This window comes from Geobacillus thermoleovorans (genome assembly GCF_001610955.1).
Classification (GTDB): Bacteria; Bacillota; Bacilli; order Bacillales; family Anoxybacillaceae; genus Geobacillus; species Geobacillus thermoleovorans.
The window spans coordinates 2,628,732-2,649,488 of sequence record NZ_CP014335.1 but is presented as its reverse complement, the minus strand read 5'-3'; the positions used below and the strand labels follow the sequence as shown (position 1 = coordinate 2,649,488).

The following is a 20,757-nucleotide window of genomic DNA, read 5'->3' as shown; positions in this document are numbered from 1 at the left end:
TGAAAGCAGTCCCCCACTTCGAAACAAAGGGGGAGTTTCATGCCGCTTTCCGCCAAAGGAAGCCAGCCAAACGCGAGGGGCAGTTTTCCGAGGGCAACCTGTCCGCAGGAAAACGCCCTTTTTTCTTTTTTTTGTCCGAATCAAGGCGTCAATTGTGGTATCATAAAGGCAGAAACCATTGGACGGGATGGAGGAGCGGCATGGGACGAAAAATTTTAGTTGTCGATGACGAACAGCCGATTGTGACTCTGTTGTCGTACAATTTGGAGAAAGCCGGATTTCACGTCGTGACCGCTCACGATGGCGAAGAGGCGCTCGTGAAAGTAGCGTCCGAGCAGCCGGCGCTCATTATTTTGGACTTGATGCTGCCGAAGCTTGACGGCGTTGATGTGTGCAAGCGGCTTCGTCAGCAGCAAATCATGACGCCGATTTTAATGTTGACGGCTCGCGATGATGAATTTGACAAAGTGCTTGGTCTTGAGCTTGGCGCCGACGACTATATGACAAAGCCGTTCAGCCCGCGCGAAGTCATTGCCCGCGTCAAGGCGATTTTGCGCCGCACGGAGATCGTTCAGCCGGCGGCTGAATCGAGCGAGCGGCTTGTTGTTGGCGAGCTGGAAATTTTTCCGGAACGCTATGAAGCAACGATCGACGGCAAGCCGCTTGAGCTGACGCCGAAAGAGTTTGAGTTGCTCCTTTATTTGGCTCGCCATAAAGGGCGGGTGTTGACGCGCGACCAGCTGCTCAGCGCCGTGTGGAACTACGAGTTTGCCGGCGATACACGCATTGTCGACGTCCATATCAGCCACTTGCGCGAGAAGATCGAAACCGATACGAAAAAACCGATGTACATTAAAACGGTGCGCGGCCTTGGCTACAAGTTGGAGGAACCGAAGCGGCATGAATAGCTTCCGCACCCGCCTTTTGTTTTGGCTCGTGACGCTCATCGCCACGGTGTTGATCGCCCTCGGGCTTTTGCTCGGGCAATTGCTGAAAGATTTTTACGCCGAGACGATGAACAAACGGATGGAAAAAGAGGCCCAAGCGCTTGCGATTTTGCTTGAAAATGAACCGCTCGAGCAAATCCGCGCCGATTTGCAGGAAATGGGGAATGAACTGTCGTCCCGCATCACCGTGCTCGATAAAGAAGAACGGGTGCGGTTTGACAGCGGTCGCGTCGCAGCGATCAGCGACAAAGACCATGAGCGCATCGTCCGCGCGATTTTGCGCAAAAAGCAGTTTCCCCGCTTTTCCGTGATTGAAAAAACAAACGATGTCTATTACTACATCGTCCCGTACGAGCGCGGTGAACGGAGCGGGTACGTCGTTTTAAGCACACCGACGAGCTCACTCCAAAAAGTAAACGAGCAAATTTGGGGCGTGCTCACGAGCAGCCTCGGGATGGCGCTCGTTGTCATCATCGCCCTCGTCTGGAAAATCGCCAATCAATATATGAAGCCGATTGAAGAAGCGACGAAAGTGGCGTTTGAGCTGGAAAAAGGCAATTACGCCGCCCGTGTGCCCGATGGTGAATATAACGAGGCCGGGATGCTTGTGCGCTCGATCAACCGGCTGGCCCGCCATTTGCAGGAGATGAGCAGGGCGCGGGAAATTCAGACCGATCGGCTTCACACGCTCATTGAAAACGTCGGCAGCGGCCTGTTGTTTATTGACCACCGCGGACATATTTCTCTCATCAATCGGGCGTTCCAGACTCAGTTTCATCTCGATCCGTCGGATTGTTTGTACCGTCCGTACGCCGATGTGCTGCCGCACCGCGACATCGTCCGGTTTATCGATGATATTTTCATCACTGAAACGACGATGCGCCGGCATATGCGGCTGACGATTGGCATCGAGCGGAAACATTTCGATGTATACGGGGCTCCCATTATTGGCACGAACGCCGAATGGAAAGGGATTGTCGTCGTGTTTCATGACATTACGGAGCTGAAGCGCCTTGAGCAAATCCGCAAAGACTTTGTCGCCAACGTTTCGCACGAATTGAAAACGCCGGTGACGTCCATCAAAGGATTCGCCGAAACGCTATTGGATGGCGCTATGAAGGATGAAGCGGCGCTCGAACATTTTTTGACCATCATCTTAAAAGAAAGCGAACGGCTGCAAACGCTCGTTGAGGAACTGTTGGACTTGTCGAAAATCGAGCAGCACGGATTTCAGCTGCAACTCGAAGACGTGGATATCGCTCAAGTCATCGCCGAAGCGGCTGCTGTGTTTCGCCAAAAAGCGGCGGAAAAACAAATTGATTTGCATATCGAATCGCCATCCGGGCTTGTCATCCGCGGTGACAGAAATCGGATGAAGCAAATTTTGCTGAACTTGCTCGCCAACGCCATCACGTATACGCCGGAGCACGGACGGGTCGCTGTCGAGGCGGAAGAGACGAAGAAAGAAGTGCTGATCCATGTGAAAGACACCGGAATCGGCATTGAGGAAAAAGAAATCCCGCGCATTTTTGAGCGTTTTTACCGCGTCGACAAGGCGCGCAGCCGCGATTCCGGCGGAACGGGGTTGGGCCTGGCGATTGTGAAACATTTGGTTGAGGCTCACCATGGATATATTACCGTAGCGAGCAAAGTGGGGCGCGGCACCGTGTTCACGATCCATTTTCCAAAGCCGGGGCGGTAGCCGGCTTCTTTTTATCATCTCCAACTGAGAAGCCTGCCATTTTTCAGCGTGAGCGTAAGCACGGGATGAATCGGCGCCTCCCATCATGGTGGGAGAGCGTTCAAGGCAAGCCGCAGGCATGGTACAATAGGACAAGGAAGCATCCGAGGAGGGATGAGATTGAAAAAAAAGCTTGTTTTAATCGACGGCAGCAGCGTGGCGTACCGCGCCTTTTTCGCCTTGCCGCTTTTGCATAACGACAAAGGCATCCATACGAACGCCGTCTACGGGTTTACGATGATGTTGAATAAAATTTTGGCGGAAGAAGAGCCAACTCATATGCTTGTCGCGTTTGACGCCGGGAAAACGACGTTCCGGCATGAAGCGTTTCAAGAGTATAAAGGTGGGCGCCAACAGACGCCACCGGAGCTGTCGGAGCAGTTTCCGCTGTTGCGCGAGCTGCTGAGGGCGTATCGCATCCCCGCCTATGAACTCGAGAACTACGAAGCGGACGATATTATCGGAACGCTTGCCGCCCGCGCTGAGCAGGAAGGGTTTGAGGTGAAAGTCATTTCCGGCGACCGCGATCTGACCCAGCTCGCCTCCCCCCATGTGACGGTGGACATTACGAAAAAAGGGATTACCGATATCGAACCGTACACGCCGGAGACGGTCCGCGAAAAATACGGCTTAACTCCGGAACAAATCGTTGATTTGAAAGGATTGATGGGCGACAAATCGGACAACATCCCCGGAGTGCCGGGCATCGGGGAAAAGACGGCGGTCAAGCTGCTCAGGCAATTCGGCACGGTCGAAAACGTGCTTGCCTCCATTGACGAGATCAAAGGCGAAAAGTTGAAAGAAACGCTGCGCCAACACCGGGAGATGGCGCTGTTAAGCAAAAAGCTCGCCGCCATTCGCCGCGACGCCCCGGTCGAGCTCTCGCTTGATGACATCGTCTATCAAGGGGAAGACCGGGAGAAAGTGGTCGCTTTATTTAAAGAGCTTGGGTTTCAATCGTTTTTAGAGAAAATGGAATCGCCGTCATCAGAAGAGGAAAAACCGCTTGCCAAGATGGCATTTACGCTTGCTGACCGCGTGACGGAGGAGATGCTTGCCGACAAGGCGGCGCTTGTCGTTGAAGTGGTCGAGGAAAATTATCATGATGCGCCGATCGTCGGCATCGCTGTGGTCAACGAACATGGACGGTTTTTCCTGCGCCCGGAGACGGCGCTTGCCGATCCGCAGTTTGTCGCCTGGCTTGGTGATGAAACGAAGAAAAAAAGCATGTTTGACTCAAAGCGCGCGGCAGTCGCCTTGAAATGGAAAGGAATTGAGCTATGCGGCGTTTCCTTTGATTTATTGCTGGCCGCCTATTTGCTTGATCCGGCGCAAGGTGTTGATGATGTGGCTGCCGCAGCAAAAATGAAGCAATACGAAGCGGTGCGCCCGGATGAAGCGGTGTATGGCAAAGGGGCGAAGCGGGCCGTGCCGGATGAGCCAGTGCTCGCCGAGCATTTGGTCCGCAAGGCGGCGGCGATTTGGGCGCTCGAACGGCCGTTTTTGGATGAGCTGCGCCGCAACGAACAAGATCGGTTGCTCGTCGAGCTCGAGCAGCCGTTGTCTTCGATTTTGGCGGAAATGGAATTTGCCGGAGTGAAAGTGGATACGAAGCGGCTCGAACAGATGGGCGAAGAGCTCGCCGAGCAGCTGTGCACGGTCGAGCAGCGCATTTATGAGCTCGCCGGCCAAGAATTCAACATCAATTCACCGAAACAGCTCGGCGTCATTTTATTTGAAAAACTGCAGCTGCCCGTCTTGAAAAAAACGAAAACCGGCTACTCCACTTCGGCGGATGTGCTTGAAAAACTTGCGCCTTATCACGAGATCGTGGAAAACATTTTGCATTACCGCCAGCTTGGCAAGTTGCAGTCGACGTATATTGAAGGATTGCTGAAAGTCGTGCGACCCGATACAAAGAAGGTGCATACGATTTTCAATCAGGCGTTGACGCAAACCGGACGGCTCAGCTCGACGGAGCCGAACTTGCAAAACATTCCGATTCGGCTTGAGGAAGGACGGAAAATCCGCCAAGCGTTCGTGCCGTCGGAGTCTGATTGGCTCATTTTCGCTGCCGACTACTCGCAAATTGAGTTGCGCGTCCTCGCCCATATTGCGGAAGATGACAATTTAATGGAAGCGTTCCGCCGCGATTTGGATATCCATACGAAAACAGCGATGGACATTTTCCAAGTGAGCGAGGACGAAGTGACGCCCAACATGCGCCGTCAGGCGAAGGCGGTCAACTTTGGGATCGTTTACGGGATCAGTGATTACGGCTTGGCGCAAAACTTAAATATTTCACGCAAAGAGGCCGCTGAATTCATCGAGCGCTACTTCGAAAGCTTCCCTGGCGTGAAGCGGTATATGGAAAACATTGTGCAAGAAGCAAAACAGAAAGGGTATGTGACGACGCTGCTGCATCGGCGCCGCTATTTGCCGGATATCACGAGCCGCAACTTCAACGTCCGCAGCTTTGCTGAACGGATGGCGATGAACACGCCGATTCAAGGGAGCGCCGCTGACATTATTAAAAAGGCGATGATCGATCTGAACGCCAGACTGAAGGAAGAGCGGCTGCAAGCGCGCCTTTTGCTGCAGGTGCATGACGAGCTCATTTTGGAGGCGCCGAAAGAAGAGATGGAGCGGCTGTGCCGGCTCGTTCCGGAAGTGATGGAGCAAGCGGTCACACTTCGCGTGCCGCTCAAAGTCGATTACCATTATGGCTCGACGTGGTATGACGCGAAATAAAAAGGAGTCTTGGTGTGGATCGCCGGCACCCTTAAGAAGGCCTGTGATGCAATGAAAAAGCAGTTTCACAACGACTCTTCTCCAGTTGAGAAGCCTTGGAACATCGAGTCGTCCTTCTCAACCAACATGACCGATTTTGCGAAAATCAGCGTTTCTCACCGGCCTTCTAGGCAGAATCTTTCGGTGCGACGATTCTCGGTTGCAACTCGATGAATTGGAGCGAAACAGCTGCCGCCCCATGGAGAATCTTTCTCTCGGCGGATGAACCGGCGTCAATGCGAAAGCGTCGGCGGGAACGATGCAGGAAAACGGAGGAAAGGGGGGATCGCCATGCCGGAATTGCCGGAGGTGGAAACGATCCGTCGTACGCTTTTGCCGCTTATTGTCGGAAAAACGATTGAGGATGTGCGCATCTTTTGGCCGAACATCATCCGCCATCCGCGAGACCCCGAGGAGTTTGCGGCAAGAATGATCGGACAGACGGTGCGTGGTTTGGAACGGAGAGGGAAGTTTTTGAAATTCCTGCTCGACCGCGATGCACTCATTTCCCATTTGCGCATGGAAGGGCGCTACGCCGTTGCTTCTGCCCTCGAGCCGCTCGAACCGCATACGCACGTCGTGTTTTGCTTCACGGACGGCAGCGAACTCCGTTACCGCGACGTGCGCAAGTTCGGAACGATGCACGTTTATGCCAAAGAAGAAGCTGACCGTCGGCCGCCGCTTGCTGAGCTTGGGCCGGAGCCGCTTTCCCCGGCGTTTTCCCCAGCTGTATTGGCGGAGCGGGCGGTGAAAACGAAACGGTCGGTCAAAGCGTTGCTCCTTGATCAGACGGTCGTGGCTGGGTTTGGCAATATTTATGTCGACGAATCGCTGTTTCGCGCCGGCATTCTTCCCGGCCGGCCGGCCGCTTCTCTCTCCAGCAAAGAGATCGAGCGCCTGCATGAGGAAATGGTGGCGACGATCGGCGAGGCGGTCATGAAAGGGGGAAGCACGGTGCGCACGTATGTGAACACGCAAGGCGAGGCCGGCACGTTTCAACATCATTTGTACGTGTATGGCCGCCAAGGCAGTCCGTGCAAACGATGCGGCACGCCGATTGAAAAAACGGTCGTCGCCGGCCGCGGCACGCATTATTGCCCGCGCTGCCAGCGCTAGGCGGCGCGTAAAAAGGAGAGAGGTTCCATGACGTTGACGATCGGATTGACCGGCGGGATCGCCAGCGGCAAAAGCACGGTGAGCGCGATGATGCGCGAGCTCGGCCTTCCGGTCATTGATGCTGACGAAGCGGCGCGCGCCGTCGTCCGACCGGGGGAAGACGCCTACCGTCAGATTGTCGCCGCCTTCGGTCCGGGCATTTTGCAGACAAATGGAGAGATCGATCGGGCGAAACTCGGGGCGATCGTGTTCAACGACGAAGAAGAACGGAAAAAGCTAAACGCCATCGTTCACCCGGCGGTGCGTCAGAAAATGCTCGCGGAGAAAGAAGCGCTCGTCCGTTCCGGGGCGAAAACGGTCGTATTGGACATTCCGCTTTTATTTGAAAGCGGATTGACATCCTGGGTCGATAAAGTACTTGTCGTGTATGTTGACGATGACATCCAGCTTCGCCGGCTGATGGAGCGGAACGGGTTCACTGAGGAAGAAGCGCGCGCCCGCATTCGCGCTCAATGGCCGCTGGCGGAAAAAATGAAGCGGGCCGACGCGGTCATCAACAATAACGGAACGAGGGAAGAGACACGCCGTCAGCTGTTGGCTATTTTGAAACAATGGGACGCCTTGGAAAAATAGGCGTCTTTTTTGTTCGCTTTCAGTCATTTTGTTCTCCACATTTCCTAAAAATATGATATACTATTTATACGAATATAAGAAAATAGTATAACATATATGAGAGGAGAACAAAGTGAATGAAGGCGAAAGTGGCGATTAACGGTTTCGGACGAATCGGACGGATGGTGTTCCGGCGCGCCATCAATTCCTCTGACCTCGACATTGTGGCGGTGAACGCCAGCTATCCGCCGGAAACGTTAGCCCATTTAGTGAAATATGACTCAAACCACGGTAAATTTGACGGTGAGGTCATCGCCTTGGAAGACGGCCTGCTCGTCAACGGCAAAAAAGTGAGGCTGTTAAACTCGCGCGACCCGAAACAGCTGCCGTGGAAAGAGCTTGATATCGATATTGTGATTGAAGCGACCGGAAAATTCAACGACCGCGAAAAGGCGAGCCTTCACCTTGAGGCAGGGGCGAAGCGCGTCATTTTAACCGCCCCAGGCAAAAATGAAGATGTGACGATCGTTGTTGGCGTCAACGAGCATATGCTTGACATCGACCGCCATTTCATCATTTCGAACGCCTCGTGTACGACAAACTGTTTGGCTCCGGTCGTCAAAGTGCTCGATGAAGCGTTTGGGATTGAAAACGGCCTGATGACGACAGTTCACGCGTATACGAACGACCAAAAAAACATCGACAACCCGCATAAAGATTTGCGCCGCGCCCGCTCATGCGCGCAGTCGATCATCCCGACGACAACGGGAGCGGCGAAAGCGCTTGGCCTAGTGCTGCCGCATTTAAAAGGGAAGCTTCATGGCATGGCGCTCCGCGTCCCGACGCCGAACGTCTCGCTCGTCGACTTGGTCGTCGACTTGAAGCGCGATGTGACGGTTGATGAGGTGAACGAGGCGCTGATCCGCGCTGCCAACGGCCCATTGAAAGGCATCTTGGATTTCACGATGGAGCCGCTTGTCTCGATCGATTTCAATACGAATCCGCATTCTGCGATTATCGACGGCCTGTCGACGATGGTGATGGAAGGGCGAAAAGTGAAAGTGCTCGCTTGGTATGACAATGAATGGGGCTATTCGTGCCGCGTCGTTGATTTAGCCCATCTTGTCGCGGCCAAAATGAATGAGCGTCTCAGCGTCAATGCGTAACAGCGGTTCGATGTGAAGCGCGCCGCCTGCGCTATGGCTTTTGCGATCCGCACAAACGGATCGGGCCACGGTGCGGGAGTGGGCGCTTTTTCTCTTTTTTATGCAAAAAAATTAAAAAAGCCTGTTGCAAAAACCCCCTAAACAAAGTATACTATGTCTCGTGAACTTCTTAACGGCAAGGGTAATGTGACTACTTAAAGGGTTAGGACCTCTTAGGACTAACTTTCCCCCGTGGTAGTTATACATGCCATTTTGCAACTCACCTTCTGTTTTTTTATTAGTTTGAGAAAATTGGTTAAAGGGGGATTCTTTTCATGGACACGATGGGTCGTCACGTTATCTCGGAACTTTGGGGATGCGACTTTGACAAACTGAATGATATTGATTTTATTGAAAAAACGTTCGTTGACGCCGCGTTAAAGTCGGGAGCGGAGATTCGCGAAGTGGCGTTCCATAAATTCGCTCCGCAAGGCGTAAGCGGGGTCGTCATTATTTCGGAATCGCATTTGACGATTCACACGTTTCCCGAACACGGCTATGCGAGCATTGATGTGTATACATGCGGCCATTTAGACCCGACGATTGCCGCCGATTACATTGCCGAAATGCTGGGCGCGCAAACGCGGGAAACGATTGAACTTCCGCGCGGCATGCGCCCGATCGAAGTGAAAAAGGCGCAGGCGCTGTAATTGGATAATGATAAACCGAAAGGAGCGTAAGCGAAACGCTCCTTTTTTTGCGCCCTCGGCGGTACAACAGCGGCGAAAATCATGGTATGATGGAAGAAAAAGAATGACTAGGGAGACGTGGCAATGAGCATGTGGAAAACACTCAAATACGCCTTCACAAACCATTGTGAAACGCGGGAAAATCATGAAGATGAAGAGCTAAGAAGCCATTATTACAAAGCGACGAACCGCGCCGTCATCGATGCGGTCAAGGAGCTGCTCTCGTCGCTGCCCGGCGCCGAGCTCGTTTCTGTTTCCGAAGAGCGCGGCGAAATTTGTGCGCAAACAAAGCGCGGCAAAAAGTTGTTCATCGTCGCTACCGTCATTTCCGTGCGGCCGTTTGAAACGGCGGTCGACTTTTCCGCGACGACGGAGACGAAGCTATTGCCGTTTGATTTTGGGCATAGCCGGGCGGTCATTCTCGATTTGTATCGGAAGCTCGACGCCCGCCTGCCCTATATCGGTTCCGGACTGAACAGCTAACTATATCTTGTCTGCTTTCGTCCATTCCGGTATGATAGAAAATAAGAAGATCAACGGAGTGGATGTTATGCGATGTCCTTCATGCCATCATCAAGGCACGCGCGTGCTTGACTCGCGCCCGGTTGAAGAGGGTCGTTCGATCCGCCGCCGGCGGGAGTGCGAACAGTGCCATTATCGGTTTACGACGTTTGAGCGGATCGAGGAGCCGCCGCTGATTGTTGTGAAAAAAGAGGGAACGCGCGAAGAATTCAGCCGGGAGAAAATTTTGCGCGGCTTGATCAAAGCGTGCGAGAAGCGGCCGGTGGCGCTCGAGGAGCTTGAAAAAGTGACGCAGGAAATTGAGCGCGAACTGCGCAATCAAGGCGTCTCGGAAGTGAAAAGCGAAACGATCGGCGAAATGGTGATGGAGCGCCTGTCACACATCGATGAGGTCGCCTATGTCCGCTTCGCTTCCGTCTATCGGCAGTTTAAAGATATTAATGTGTTCATTGAAGAACTGAAAGAGCTGATCAAAAAAGGGCAACGGTAAAAAGGGCTTTGGCGTTAGGCGGCAAGCCCTTTTTTCAACGTCTTTTCGGCAGGAAAGGGGAGAGCCGGTTTGAAACGAATACGGCGGAATGGAAGGTCGGAGCGATGCAGCACCATTGGAAAGAGCTGATTGCTGTCGACCGTTATACCGTGCAAAGCCGTGGGGTGTTGCAAGAGGTGGACCGTAAAGTGCTGACGCTGCTTTACCAGCCGCTCATCGGCTGCCGGGCGTTGGCGCTTTATATGACGCTTTGGGGGGAGCTTGAGCTGCTTGACGGCCAGGAAGCGACCCATCATCGGCTTATGGCGCTCATGCAGTGCGGACTGCCGGACATTTACAGCGAACGGTTGAAACTCGAAGGAATCGGGCTGCTCGACACATACGTCCACGCTCCAGAGGCGGATGAACCGAAGCTGTTTCTTTATGAGCTGCGTCCGCCGCTGGCGCCAGACCAGTTTTTCCGCGACGAGATGTTGAGCGTTTTTTTGCACCGGCAAGTCGGCCGCCACTTGTTTATCCAGCTGAGCAACTTTTTTGCCCGTCCTTCCATTGATGAAACGAAATTCACCCAGGTGACGCGGTCGTTTTCCGACGTGTTTTCGGCCGTGCCCGCTGAACAAATCGTCGCCGGCCTCAGCGAAGAAGCCGGGCCCGAGCTGCTTGAAGGGAAGGATCACATCAGGCGGGATGAGGCGTCGTATGTGCTCGATGATGATGTATTCGACTTTGAGCTGTTTTTTGCCGGCCTGTCCAAGCAGCTTGTGCCGCGCCGGGCTGTGACAGCGAAAGTGAAGGAAGCGATTAAAAAGCTGGCGTTTTTATACGGCATTCCGCCGCTTGAGATGCAAAAACTGGTCCTTGGCGTCATCGATCCGGCCTATCATATCGATATTGACGCGTTGCGCCGGGCGGCGCGCGAATGGTATGAGCTCGAACATGGCGGTGTCGAGCCGCGCCTCGTCGAACGAGTGCAGCCGCTCGCCTACCGGACGATGGAAAACATCGAACCGCGCACAAAAGAGGAGCAACTAATGAAACAGCTGGAAACAATTTCCCCGCGCCAGCTGCTGAAAGAGATTTCAGGCGGCGCTGAGCCGTCGCTTGCTGATTTGCAGTTGATCGAAGACATTATGTTCCAGCAGCAGCTGCTCCCCGGAGTTGTCAACGTGCTCATTTATTATGTCATGCTCCGGACGAATATGAAGCTGTCGAAAAAATACGTAGAAAAAATCGCCAGCCATTGGGCGCGCAAAAAGGTGAAAACCGTGAAGGAAGCAATGGAACTGGCGAAAGAAGAGGCGAAAACATACCAAAACTGGGCGAACGAAAAGGAAAAAGGGACGCGGACGGTGCGCAAAGTCGTGCGCACGGAAATCGTCCCGGACTGGCTGAACATGGATTACAGCCAGCCGGATGATGATGATTTTGACGTCGAACAGGCGCGCAAAGAGCTTGAGGAACGGCTGAAAAAATACCGTGATGAATCATAGAGGGAAAAGCCATGGAACGAGTAAACCACCTGTTGCAGCGGTTGCTTGGCAATCAACGGTTTAAACAACGCTACGAACAAATGAAACGCTACATTTTGGAGCATCCGGACGTGCAGCCGTTTTTGCGGGCGCACGAACGGCAATTGTCGGCCGATGCGGTTGACCGCAGCTTGATGAAGCTGTATGAGTTCATCGAGCAGCACGGGAATTGCCGCCAATGTCCGGGCCTTGAGCGATGCAACAACATGCTGCCGGGGTACCATCCAAATTTGGTGGTCAACGGTGGAAGGATCGACGTTGAGTACGACCGCTGCCCCAAAAAAGTGCAGCATGACGAGCGAAAACGGCAAGAGTCGCTCATTCAAAGCATGTTCATGCCGCGCGAAATCTTGCGTGCTTCGCTCTCTGACGTCGATCTCAATGACGATGGGCGGATCAAAGCGATCCGATTTGCCGAGCGGTTTGTGGCGGAATACGAGCCAGGGAAAAAAATGAAAGGCTTGTATTTGCACGGATCGTTTGGGGTGGGCAAAACGTATTTGCTCGCCGCGATCGCCAACGAGCTGGCGAAGCGAAACGTTTCGTCGCTGATCGTCTACGTGCCCGAGCTGTTTCGTGAGATGAAACATTCGCTTCAAGACCAGACGATGAACGAAAAGCTTGATTATATCAAAAAAGTGCCGGTGCTGATGCTCGATGACCTTGGGGCGGAGGCGATGTCAAGCTGGGTGCGCGATGATGTATTTGGCCCGATCTTGCAATACCGGATGTTTGAAAACTTGCCGACGTTTTTCACGTCGAACTTTGATATGCAGCAGCTCGCCCATCATTTGACGTATTCGCAGCGCGGCGAAGAAGAGAAGGTGAAGGCGGCGCGCATTATGGAGCGAATCCGCTATTTGGCCTATCCGATTGAAATCACTGGACCGAACCGCCGTGAGCAAAATATATAAAGGCGATTTGAAACGTTGCCGTTTGCACAGGCATGTTGATTAACCCATAAAAACTAGTTGAGCAGGTTCTGTTTCTAGCTTTTCTGCCGTAGTCGGCAAGCGGTTCGTTTGCCGACTGGGGCTGACCCAAAAGGGTAATTTCCCTTAAACAAAACACAACATATTGTTTCTTATTTAATTGTTTTATGCCTGTATACGGTAATAAGAAAGGGTGTCCCGATCCTTTTGGGGCACCCTCTCCTCGAACAATGAACGCCGCTAAGCTTTGTGGTTTTTTAGTCTAAACAGCCCGTTGTCCCCATATATATAAACCAAGCATTCCTTTCGGGCTAAAGGGGGGACAGCGGGTGATCGAAATCCATTTTGACGAGGCAAGCGAGGCGGAAAAATTGGTTGGGCTGCTAGATCACCGGCAACCGGATGACGGTCCGCTGTTTCATGCCGCTTATGACGGGAACAAAACCGTGGCGGTTTACATACAGGGCGAGGAGAAGCGTGTGCTTGAGGAGCATATCATCCCAGCGATGACGGCGTTTATGCAGGAGGTGATGGAAGACCGGCTGCTGCTATCCATCATTGCCAATGTTTTTTATTTCCGCGACGTCGAAGAACAGCAGCAAATTTTGGCCCTCGCTCATTCGTTTTTGGACGGCGAGCGGCGCGATTACCGGAAAAGCGCGGCGTTTGCCGCCTCGCGCACCGTGATGTTGCGCGACGCTTTTGCCTCCTTTTTGCGCGACGGCTTGTCATTTTCGTTTTCTTCGTTCGTTACGTTCCGGTTAAAGCCGTATATGGAGCGCCTCCAACATTATGTCGAGCTGGCGATTGATGAATACAAGCTGGAGCAGGAGTATCAAAATTTTGTGCAAATGCTGCGCGACTGCCTGGCTGGCCGGACGCCGCAATGGCCGCGCCTGTATTTGGTGCACGATCCGCCGCACTTCGTATTTTACGACAGCGAGCGGCGGGAGCTGTCGGCGGCGGAAGTGAGACAGTTGATCGACCGCCATCTCGTCTTCAGCCAGCCGATGTATATTGATGCATCGGTGCTCGCTCCGCTTGTCTCGCTCGCTCCGGCGGAAATTGAGCTGTACACCGATCATCCGGATGACGGCATGGTGCAGACACTGCAAAACGTGTTTCAAGAACGGCTGATCGTCTGCCGCCGCGCCGATTTTTCCCGCTTGTTTGCCGCCAACGCTGGAAATGGGGGAGAAGCTTGATTTTTCCTGCTGTTTTCGCTATAATGTCGTCATGAATATGGATGAATACAAGCGATGACGAGGACATGGGTGCATTTTTACGGTTTCCAGAGAGGGAAGGCAGCGGCTGGAACCTTCCTAACACGAAAAATGCGCTTACCCCCTCAGAGCTGCGGCAGCGAACGCAACGCCCAGTAGTTGCCGCCGGTGGACGACCGTTATTCTTGTTGAGCCATGGCATGGCGAGGCGCTGCCATGGGAAGAAGGGTGGAACCACGATGAAAACTCGTCCCTTTAGGAGGGAGGAGTTTTTTTATTTTTCCATTTTCATCATCATGACAAAGGAGTGATTGCCGATGCCAGACGTCATTCGCATCACGTTCCCAGATGGGGCGGAAAAGGAGTTTCCGAAGGGGACGACGACGGAAGACATCGCTGCCTCGATCAGCCCGGGGCTGAAGAAAAAAGCGATCGCCGGCAAACTGAACGGCCGGTTCGTTGATTTGCGCACGCCGCTTCACGAAGATGGCGAGCTTGTCATCATTACCCAAGACATGCCGGAGGCGCTTGACATTTTGCGCCATAGCACCGCCCACTTAATGGCGCAGGCGATCAAGCGGATGTATGGCAACGTCAAGCTCGGCGTCGGTCCGGTCATTGAAAACGGCTTTTACTATGATATCGACATGGAGCATAAGCTGACGCCAGACGACCTCCCGAAAATCGAAGCGGAAATGCGCAAGATTGTCAAAGAAAATTTGGACATCGTCCGCAAAGAAGTGAGCCGCGAAGAAGCCATCCGGCTGTATGAAGAAATCGGCGATGAGTTGAAGCTCGAGTTGATCGCCGATATTCCGGAAGGCGAGCCGATTTCGATTTATGAGCAAGGCGAGTTTTTCGACCTTTGCCGCGGTGTGCACGTGCCGTCGACTGGAAAAATCAAAGAGTTCAAGCTGCTCAGCATCTCGGGGGCCTACTGGCGCGGCGACAGCAACAACAAAATGCTGCAGCGCATCTACGGCACGGCCTTTTTCAAAAAGGAAGACTTGGATCGTTATTTGCGCCTGCTTGAAGAAGCGAAAGAGCGCGACCACCGGAAGCTCGGCAAAGAGCTTGAGCTGTTTACGACATCGCAACAAGTCGGACAAGGCTTGCCGCTATGGCTGCCGAAAGGAGCGACGATCCGCCGCATTATCGAACGGTACATCGTCGACAAAGAAGTGGCGCTCGGATACGATCATGTCTACACACCGGTGCTCGGCAGCGTCGAGCTGTACAAGACATCGGGCCATTGGGACCATTACAAAGAAAACATGTTCCCGCCGATGGAGATGGACAACGAAGAACTTGTGCTTCGTCCGATGAACTGCCCGCACCATATGATGATTTACAAAAGCAAGCTGCACAGCTACCGCGAGCTGCCGATCCGCATCGCCGAGCTCGGCACGATGCACCGCTATGAAATGTCTGGAGCGCTTACCGGCCTGCAGCGCGTCCGCGGCATGACGCTCAACGACGCCCACATTTTCGTGCGCCCGGACCAAATCAAAGACGAGTTCAAGCGCGTCGTCAACTTGATTTTGGAAGTCTATAAGGATTTCGGCATTGAGGAATACTCGTTCCGCTTGTCTTACCGCGATCCGCATGACAAAGAAAAATATTATGATGACGATGAAATGTGGGAAAAAGCGCAACGCATGCTGCGGGAAGCCATGGACGAGCTCGGCCTCGATTACTACGAAGCGGAAGGGGAAGCGGCGTTTTACGGGCCGAAGCTCGATGTGCAAGTGCGCACGGCGCTTGGCAAAGACGAGACGCTCTCGACGGTGCAGCTTGACTTCCTGTTGCCCGAGCGCTTTGATTTGACATACATTGGCGAGGATGGGAAGCCGCATCGTCCGGTCGTCATCCATCGCGGCGTCGTCTCGACGATGGAGCGGTTTGTCGCGTTCCTCATCGAGGAGTATAAAGGCGCGTTTCCGACATGGCTCGCCCCGGTTCAAGTCAAAGTGATCCCCGTGTCGCCGGAGGCGCACCTCGATTACGCGTATGACGTGCAACGGACGCTGAAAGAACGCGGCTTCCGCGTCGAAGTCGACGAGCGCGACGAAAAAATCGGCTATAAAATCCGCGAAGCGCAAATGCAAAAAATCCCGTACATGCTCGTTGTCGGCGATAAAGAAGTGTCTGAGCGAGCGGTCAACGTCCGCCGCTATGGAGAAAAAGAAAGCCGGACGATGGGGCTTGACGAGTTTATGGCCTTGCTCGCTGACGATGTGCGGGAAAAACGGACAAGATTAGGGAAAGCGCAATAAACCGTTGACAGGCGACATAAACGTTCAAGCGCCACAAGGAAGCAACGGTGGCGATGGCCCATGTCATGGGCGGTTTTTCAAAGAAATGGCGGCGTGAACAAGATTTTCTCTTGCCAATTGAATGTTGATCCGCTATAATAAAGGACGTTGTGTTTATCAAGATCCGCTCCTTGACATGCCATCGCCAAGGTGGTATAGTGTATAAAGTGGAATGATTGCTTGTTTGTAACAAAAGCAGAAGCACCCCGCTTCTCACCTGACCGACGCCAAGACGGCTGTTGGCAGGTTGTTACGGTTCGTCAATGCGAGTGTAAGGACGTACTGCGCGGGTGCTTTGTGCATCTGCGCTTTTTTTTGGGCTGGAAGTGGGGCTCTGCTGGCAAACAAGCCAGTCGGAAAAAACCTTGGAGGTGGCTCATTATTAGCAAAGATTTTATTATCAACGAACAAATTCGTGCCCGTGAAGTGCGCTTGATCGACCAAAACGGCGAACAGCTTGGCATCAAGTCGAAGCAGGAGGCGCTTGAGATTGCGGCAAGACGCAACTTGGATCTTGTGCTTGTCGCGCCGAACGCCAAACCGCCCGTTTGCCGCATCATGGACTACGGCAAATTCCGCTTCGAGCAGCAGAAGAAAGAGAAAGAAGCGCGCAAAAAACAAAAAGTGATCAACGTCAAAGAGGTGCGCCTCAGCCCGACGATCGAGGAGCATGACTTCAACACGAAGCTGCGCAATGCGCGCAAGTTTTTGGAAAAAGGCGATAAAGTGAAGGCGACGATCCGCTTTAAAGGTCGGGCGATCACCCATAAAGAAATTGGGCAGCGCGTCCTTGACCGCTTCTCGGAAGCGTGCGCCGACATTGCCGTTGTCGAAACGGCGCCGAAAATGGACGGGCGCAACATGTTTTTAGTGCTCGCACCGAAAAACGACAACAAGTAAGGAGGAACCTGCGATGCCAAAAATGAAAACTCACCGCGGCTCGGCGAAACGGTTCAAAAAAACGGCCAGCGGCAAATTAAAACGCGGTCATGCCTATACGAGCCACTTGTTTGCCAATAAAACGAAAAAACAAAAGCGTCATCTCCGCAAAGCGACGCTTGTCTCGCCTGGAGATTTCAAACGCATCCGCCAAATGCTTGACAACTTGAAATAACGACCGACTATAGGAGGGAACGATTATGCCACGCGTAAAAGGTGGACCAGTGACGCGCAGACGTCGCAAAAAAGTGTTAAAACTCGCAAAAGGCTATTTCGGCGCGAAACACGCATTATATAGAGTCGCGAACCAACAAGTGATGAAATCGCTCATGTATGCGTATCGCGACCGCCGTCAACGGAAGCGCGACTTCCGCAAACTGTGGATTGTCCGCATCAACGCGGCGGCTCGCCAAAATGGCTTGTCCTACAGCCGTTTGATGCACGGCTTGAAGCTGGCCGGCGTGGAAGTGAACCGGAAAATGCTCGCCGACTTGGCGGTGAACGATCAAGCCGCGTTCGCCCAACTCGCCGACTTGGCGAAAGCGAATTTGAATAAATAACAACGATGGCCATCCTTGATCAGGGTGGCCATTTTCTTATCAAGGAAAGGGATCGATATGGTACAATACGGGATAGCGATCAACCTTCTCGCTTTTTTCGTGATGGGGGTCGACAAATACAAGGCGAAGCGCCGCCGCTTTCGCACCGCCGAGCGGACGCTTTGGCTGCTGGCGTGGTTGGGTGGAGCTCTGGGGGCAATGGCGGGCATGTACACGTTTCGCCATAAAACGCGCCATCGGACGTTTCGCTATGGTTTGCCGCTGTTGGCAGCGGTGGAGCTGTTTCTCTATTGGCGATGGATGAGGTAGAAAGGGGAGGAGAGAATGAATTGGCCTTTGCTTTACGATATGCAGCGCATGTTGGATCGGCGCATTGAAACGGAGCATGGCTTGATGGAGGAAGATTTGTTTGCCCGCAAGCAGCTCGCCTTTCTTGTGGAGCTGGGAGAACTCGCGAATGAGACGCGTTGCTTTAAATTTTGGAGCATCAAACCGCCCGCGCCAGCCGAGCGAGTGCTTGAGGAATATGTTGACGGCTTGCATTTTTTATTGTCGCTCGGGCTGGAGTGCGGCTTGTTTTATGAAGAAAACGAAGCTCCGTCGGCAGGACGGCCGCTTGTCGAGCAGTTTCTTGCCGTGTTTCGCGCCGCCGAGCGGTTCGGGGAGACGAGAGCGCGAGGGGAATATGATGCGCTGTTTGCGGAGTATTGGCGGCTTGGCGTGGCGCTCGGTTTTTCTTCCGACGACATCGAGGCGGCGTATCGGCGGAAAAATGAAGTGAACCACAAGCGGCAAAACGAGCGCTATTGATCTTTTTTTCGGGTGGCGAATGATTCATTTTGCCAATCGTCAGCCTTTTCAAGTATAATAAAAAAGTGGACAAAACCGGAAAGGGGTGCCAAGATGGCGAAGTTGGACGAAACGTTGACGATGCTGAAAGCGCTGACCGATGCGAAAGGCGTCCCGGGCAATGAGCGGGAAGCGCGCGATGTGATGAAGACATACATAGCTCCGTATGCGGATGAAGTGACAACGGATGGCCTCGGCAGCTTGATTGCCAAAAAAGAAGGGAAATCGGGCGGGCCGAAAGTGATGATCGCCGGCCATTTGGATGAAGTCGGCTTTATGGTGACGCAAATCGACGACAAAGGATTCATCCGCTTCCAAACGCTTGGCGGATGGTGGAGCCAAGTGATGCTCGCCCAGCGCGTGACGATCGTGACGAAAAAAGGCGACATCACCGGCGTCATCGGTTCGAAGCCGCCGCACATTCTGCCGCCGGAGGCGCGCAAAAAACCGGTGGAAATCAAAGATATGTTCATCGACATCGGCGCGACAAGCCGCGAGGAAGCGATGGAGTGGGGCGTCCGCCCGGGCGATATGATCGTGCCGTATTTTGAATTTACGGTATTGAACAATGAAAAAATGCTGCTCGCGAAAGCGTGGGACAACCGGATCGGCTGTGCGGTCGCCATCGATGTGCTCAAGCAGCTGAAAGGCGTCGACCATCCAAACACGGTATACGGCGTCGGCACGGTGCAGGAAGAAGTCGGCTTGCGCGGCGCGCGCACGGCCGCCCAATTCATTCAGCCAGATATCGCGTTTGCTGTTGACGTCGGCATTGCCGGCGACACGCCGGGCGTGTCGGAAAAAGAAGCGATGGGCAAACTCGGCGCCGGCCCGCACATCGTCTTGTACGACGCAACGATGGTGTCGCACCGCGGCTTGCGCGAATTTGTCATCGAAGTGGCGGAAGAGCTCAACATTCCGTACCATTTTGATGCCATGCCAGGCGGCGGTACGGACGCGGGAGCGATTCACTTAACCGGCATCGGCGTTCCGTCGCTCACGATTGCCATCCCGACGCGCTACATCCACTCGCACGCCGCCATTTTGCACCGCGACGACTACGAAAACACGGTCAAGCTGCTTGTTGAGGTGATCAAACGGCTTGACGCCGACAAAGTGAAACAACTGACGTTTGACGAATAAAAACACCGGCCAATTCGGCCGGTGTTCGTCATTGTTTAACCGCCTGCTCGAGTGTTGTGAGCATCATGTCTTTTTGTTGCTCATTGGCATGCGTCCAAATGGCTTCAAAGAGGACACCGAGGCCGGGCAAATATTTTTCCTCGCCTCGTTGGATCGCATCTTCGATCGTATGTTCCAGCTGCTCTTTCGAGTTGTTGGCTACGTTGTGCATAATGGCTTCCCGCAAGTTCAAATCCATTTGTCTCACCTCATTGGCCGTATTGTACACCGTTATCGTTTGCCAATGGCGGCGGATTTATACATGGAGCGGCTCTCGTATATGGTATAATAGAGGAAAAACTAGACCGAAATGAGTGATGGCGACGATGGACGAGAAACCGCTCTATGGATTGGAACGAACGGTATTTCGCCAACTGCTCCATCTATTTTCCCGTTATGCTGATGTCATTGAAAAAGTCATTTTGTTCGGCTCAAGAGCACGAGGCGATTACAAGGAAGGATCGGATATCGATTTGGCGATCCAATTTCGAAAACCGTGAGGCCCGCTGTACCTCCTGCAATCGGACTTGGATGAACTTCCGATCATTTATCCGATCGATGTTGTTGATTACAATCAAATTCACAACGAACAGCTAAAAATGAATATTGACCAAGAAGGAAAGGCGATTTTTCAAACGAACGAGCACGGGAAGGTGATGGTCACAATGAGCCGGCTGATGGATCGATTTTACGATTTCGAACGGGCGCTCTCCAAACTCCGGCAAAGTGCCGCAAGAGACGCCCAAACGGATGACCTTGTTGTTGATGCGACCATTCAACGCTTTGAATTCACGTACGAACTAGCATGGAAATGGATGAAACTTTATTTGGAGCATCAGGGATACGCTGAAGTGACGAGTCCGAGGAAAACGATTCGCGAGGAGTTTCGGGAAGGGTTGATTCAAGACGGAGAGACATGGCTTCGCATGCTCGAAGACCGCAACCGGACGTCCCATACGTATGATGAAGAAACTGCCATGGACATGTATGAACGCATTCGCACCCACTATATCCCGCTGTTTGACCGCTTGCTTGACGAAATGAAACAACGGCTTGACTCGGCGACATGAGCGGCCGGCGTGCGGAACGGAACGCGCTTGGCTTTGTGAAGGAACT

At 53.2% G+C, this 20,757-nt stretch carries 20 protein-coding genes, 1 pseudogene and 2 other annotated features; of the genes and pseudogenes, 20 read left to right on the top strand and 1 reads right to left on the bottom strand.

The window, feature by feature from the left end; all coding sequences use genetic code 11:
• Window positions 1-200 precede the first annotated feature (200 nt).
• The 19 genes from GT3570_RS13390 to GT3570_RS13295 all read left to right on the top strand — a co-directional run bounded on the left by GT3570_RS13390 (window position 201) and on the right by GT3570_RS13295 (window position 19,602).
• Window positions 201-908 (top strand): response regulator transcription factor, encoded by a 708-nt coding sequence (locus GT3570_RS13390; RefSeq protein ID WP_015375585.1) that lies wholly within the window; start codon window positions 201-203, stop codon window positions 906-908.
• Entirely contained in the window at window positions 901-2,649 is a 1,749-nt protein-coding gene (gene pnpS / locus GT3570_RS13385; RefSeq protein ID WP_014196522.1) for a two-component system histidine kinase PnpS, read from the top strand. The genes GT3570_RS13390 and pnpS overlap by 8 nt, the downstream gene beginning before the upstream one ends.
• 153 nt (window positions 2,650-2,802) lie before the next feature.
• Window positions 2,803-5,439 (top strand): DNA polymerase I, encoded by a 2,637-nt coding sequence (polA, locus tag GT3570_RS13380; protein WP_062898861.1) that lies wholly within the window; start codon window positions 2,803-2,805, stop codon window positions 5,437-5,439.
• Between the two features lie 330 nt (window positions 5,440-5,769).
• Window positions 5,770-6,594, top strand: coding sequence for a DNA-formamidopyrimidine glycosylase (gene mutM / locus GT3570_RS13370; RefSeq protein WP_062899113.1), 825 nt, complete (start codon window positions 5,770-5,772; stop codon window positions 6,592-6,594).
• Window positions 6,595-6,621: 27 nt separating this feature from the next.
• Window positions 6,622-7,227, top strand: coding sequence for a dephospho-CoA kinase (gene coaE, locus GT3570_RS13365; protein ID WP_014196518.1), 606 nt, complete (start codon window positions 6,622-6,624; stop codon window positions 7,225-7,227).
• 116 nt (window positions 7,228-7,343) lie between these two features.
• On the top strand, window positions 7,344-8,372 hold the full coding sequence (locus tag GT3570_RS13360) for a glyceraldehyde-3-phosphate dehydrogenase (RefSeq protein ID WP_021322135.1): 1,029 nt from the start codon (window positions 7,344-7,346) through the stop codon (window positions 8,370-8,372).
• Between the two features lie 314 nt (window positions 8,373-8,686).
• A complete protein-coding gene (gene speD, locus GT3570_RS13355; RefSeq protein ID WP_011232199.1) occupies window positions 8,687-9,061 on the top strand; it encodes an adenosylmethionine decarboxylase in 375 nt (124 codons plus the stop codon).
• 123 nt (window positions 9,062-9,184) lie between these two features.
• Window positions 9,185-9,583, top strand: coding sequence for an aminotransferase class IV (locus tag GT3570_RS13350; RefSeq protein ID WP_014196515.1), 399 nt, complete (start codon window positions 9,185-9,187; stop codon window positions 9,581-9,583).
• A 67-nt stretch (window positions 9,584-9,650) separates the two neighbouring features.
• Window positions 9,651-10,112, top strand: a complete 462-nt coding sequence (gene nrdR, locus GT3570_RS13345; protein ID WP_013144522.1) for a transcriptional regulator NrdR — start codon at window positions 9,651-9,653, stop codon at window positions 10,110-10,112.
• Window positions 10,113-10,216: 104 nt separating this feature from the next.
• On the top strand, window positions 10,217-11,602 hold the full coding sequence (locus tag GT3570_RS13340; protein WP_025039135.1) for a replication initiation and membrane attachment family protein: 1,386 nt from the start codon (window positions 10,217-10,219) through the stop codon (window positions 11,600-11,602).
• Window positions 11,603-11,613: 11 nt separating this feature from the next.
• Window positions 11,614-12,555, top strand: a complete 942-nt coding sequence (dnaI, locus tag GT3570_RS13335) for a primosomal protein DnaI (protein ID WP_013144524.1) — start codon at window positions 11,614-11,616, stop codon at window positions 12,553-12,555.
• Between the two features lie 347 nt (window positions 12,556-12,902).
• Entirely contained in the window at window positions 12,903-13,778 is an 876-nt protein-coding gene (gene ytxC / locus GT3570_RS13330; RefSeq protein WP_011232194.1) for a putative sporulation protein YtxC, read from the top strand.
• 45 nt (window positions 13,779-13,823) lie between these two features.
• Window positions 13,824-14,054 (top strand) — a binding site (T-box leader).
• A gap of 59 nt (window positions 14,055-14,113) precedes the next feature.
• Window positions 14,114-16,072 (top strand): threonine--tRNA ligase, encoded by a 1,959-nt coding sequence (gene thrS / locus GT3570_RS13325; RefSeq protein ID WP_033025971.1) that lies wholly within the window; start codon window positions 14,114-14,116, stop codon window positions 16,070-16,072.
• Between the two features lie 226 nt (window positions 16,073-16,298).
• Window positions 16,299-16,432 (top strand) — a sequence feature (ribosomal protein L20 leader region).
• Window positions 16,427-17,011 (top strand): translation initiation factor IF-3, encoded by a 585-nt coding sequence (gene infC / locus GT3570_RS13320; protein WP_075261478.1) that lies wholly within the window; start codon window positions 16,427-16,429, stop codon window positions 17,009-17,011. It overlaps the preceding feature by 6 nt.
• 13 nt (window positions 17,012-17,024) lie before the next feature.
• Window positions 17,025-17,225, top strand: coding sequence for a 50S ribosomal protein L35 (gene rpmI, locus GT3570_RS13315; protein ID WP_011232191.1), 201 nt, complete (start codon window positions 17,025-17,027; stop codon window positions 17,223-17,225).
• A gap of 25 nt (window positions 17,226-17,250) precedes the next feature.
• Window positions 17,251-17,610 (top strand): 50S ribosomal protein L20, encoded by a 360-nt coding sequence (rplT, locus tag GT3570_RS13310; RefSeq protein WP_011232190.1) that lies wholly within the window; start codon window positions 17,251-17,253, stop codon window positions 17,608-17,610.
• 57 nt (window positions 17,611-17,667) lie between these two features.
• Window positions 17,668-17,919 carry a DUF1294 domain-containing protein gene (locus GT3570_RS13305; RefSeq protein WP_047758142.1) on the top strand — a complete coding sequence of 84 codons (252 nt, stop codon included), beginning with the start codon at window positions 17,668-17,670 and terminating at the stop codon, window positions 17,917-17,919.
• Between the two features lie 15 nt (window positions 17,920-17,934).
• On the top strand, window positions 17,935-18,420 hold the full coding sequence (locus GT3570_RS13300; RefSeq protein ID WP_011232188.1) for a dUTP diphosphatase: 486 nt from the start codon (window positions 17,935-17,937) through the stop codon (window positions 18,418-18,420).
• Window positions 18,421-18,513: 93 nt separating this feature from the next.
• Entirely contained in the window at window positions 18,514-19,602 is a 1,089-nt protein-coding gene (locus GT3570_RS13295) for a M42 family metallopeptidase (protein WP_011232187.1), read from the top strand.
• Between the two features lie 28 nt (window positions 19,603-19,630).
• On the opposite strand, the gene sspI is transcribed toward GT3570_RS13295, so the two are convergent.
• The gene (gene sspI / locus GT3570_RS13290; RefSeq protein WP_013524294.1) at window positions 19,631-19,840 is read right to left on the bottom strand and encodes a small acid-soluble spore protein SspI; all 210 of its coding nucleotides are present in this window, start codon (window positions 19,838-19,840) and stop codon (window positions 19,631-19,633) included.
• A gap of 127 nt (window positions 19,841-19,967) precedes the next feature.
• Here sspI and GT3570_RS13280 point away from each other — a divergent pair.
• Window positions 19,968-20,711, top strand: a pseudogene (locus tag GT3570_RS13280) (HI0074 family nucleotidyltransferase substrate-binding subunit).
• The last annotated feature ends 46 nt before the right edge of the window (window positions 20,712-20,757 follow it).

Bases quoted from the DNA above. Each gene is read 5' to 3' on its own strand.
- GT3570_RS13390 (WP_015375585.1), top strand. From the start codon at position 201: ATGGGACGAAAAATTTTAGTTGTCGATGACGAACAGCCGATTGTGACT.
- pnpS (WP_014196522.1), top strand. From the start codon at position 901: ATGAATAGCTTCCGCACCCGCCTTTTGTTTTGGCTCGTGACGCTCATC.
- polA (WP_062898861.1), top strand. From the start codon at position 2,803: ATGAGATTGAAAAAAAAGCTTGTTTTAATCGACGGCAGCAGCGTGGCG.
- mutM (WP_062899113.1), top strand. From the start codon at position 5,770: ATGCCGGAATTGCCGGAGGTGGAAACGATCCGTCGTACGCTTTTGCCG.
- coaE (WP_014196518.1), top strand. From the start codon at position 6,622: ATGACGTTGACGATCGGATTGACCGGCGGGATCGCCAGCGGCAAAAGC.
- GT3570_RS13360 (WP_021322135.1), top strand. From the start codon at position 7,344: ATGAAGGCGAAAGTGGCGATTAACGGTTTCGGACGAATCGGACGGATG.
- speD (WP_011232199.1), top strand. From the start codon at position 8,687: ATGGACACGATGGGTCGTCACGTTATCTCGGAACTTTGGGGATGCGAC.
- GT3570_RS13350 (WP_014196515.1), top strand. From the start codon at position 9,185: ATGAGCATGTGGAAAACACTCAAATACGCCTTCACAAACCATTGTGAA.
- nrdR (WP_013144522.1), top strand. From the start codon at position 9,651: ATGCGATGTCCTTCATGCCATCATCAAGGCACGCGCGTGCTTGACTCG.
- GT3570_RS13340 (WP_025039135.1), top strand. From the start codon at position 10,217: ATGCAGCACCATTGGAAAGAGCTGATTGCTGTCGACCGTTATACCGTG.
- dnaI (WP_013144524.1), top strand. From the start codon at position 11,614: ATGGAACGAGTAAACCACCTGTTGCAGCGGTTGCTTGGCAATCAACGG.
- thrS (WP_033025971.1), top strand. From the start codon at position 14,114: ATGCCAGACGTCATTCGCATCACGTTCCCAGATGGGGCGGAAAAGGAG.
- rpmI (WP_011232191.1), top strand. From the start codon at position 17,025: ATGCCAAAAATGAAAACTCACCGCGGCTCGGCGAAACGGTTCAAAAAA.
- rplT (WP_011232190.1), top strand. From the start codon at position 17,251: ATGCCACGCGTAAAAGGTGGACCAGTGACGCGCAGACGTCGCAAAAAA.
- GT3570_RS13305 (WP_047758142.1), top strand. From the start codon at position 17,668: ATGGTACAATACGGGATAGCGATCAACCTTCTCGCTTTTTTCGTGATG.
- GT3570_RS13300 (WP_011232188.1), top strand. From the start codon at position 17,935: ATGAATTGGCCTTTGCTTTACGATATGCAGCGCATGTTGGATCGGCGC.
- GT3570_RS13295 (WP_011232187.1), top strand. From the start codon at position 18,514: ATGGCGAAGTTGGACGAAACGTTGACGATGCTGAAAGCGCTGACCGAT.
- sspI (WP_013524294.1), bottom strand. From the start codon at position 19,840: ATGGATTTGAACTTGCGGGAAGCCATTATGCACAACGTAGCCAACAAC.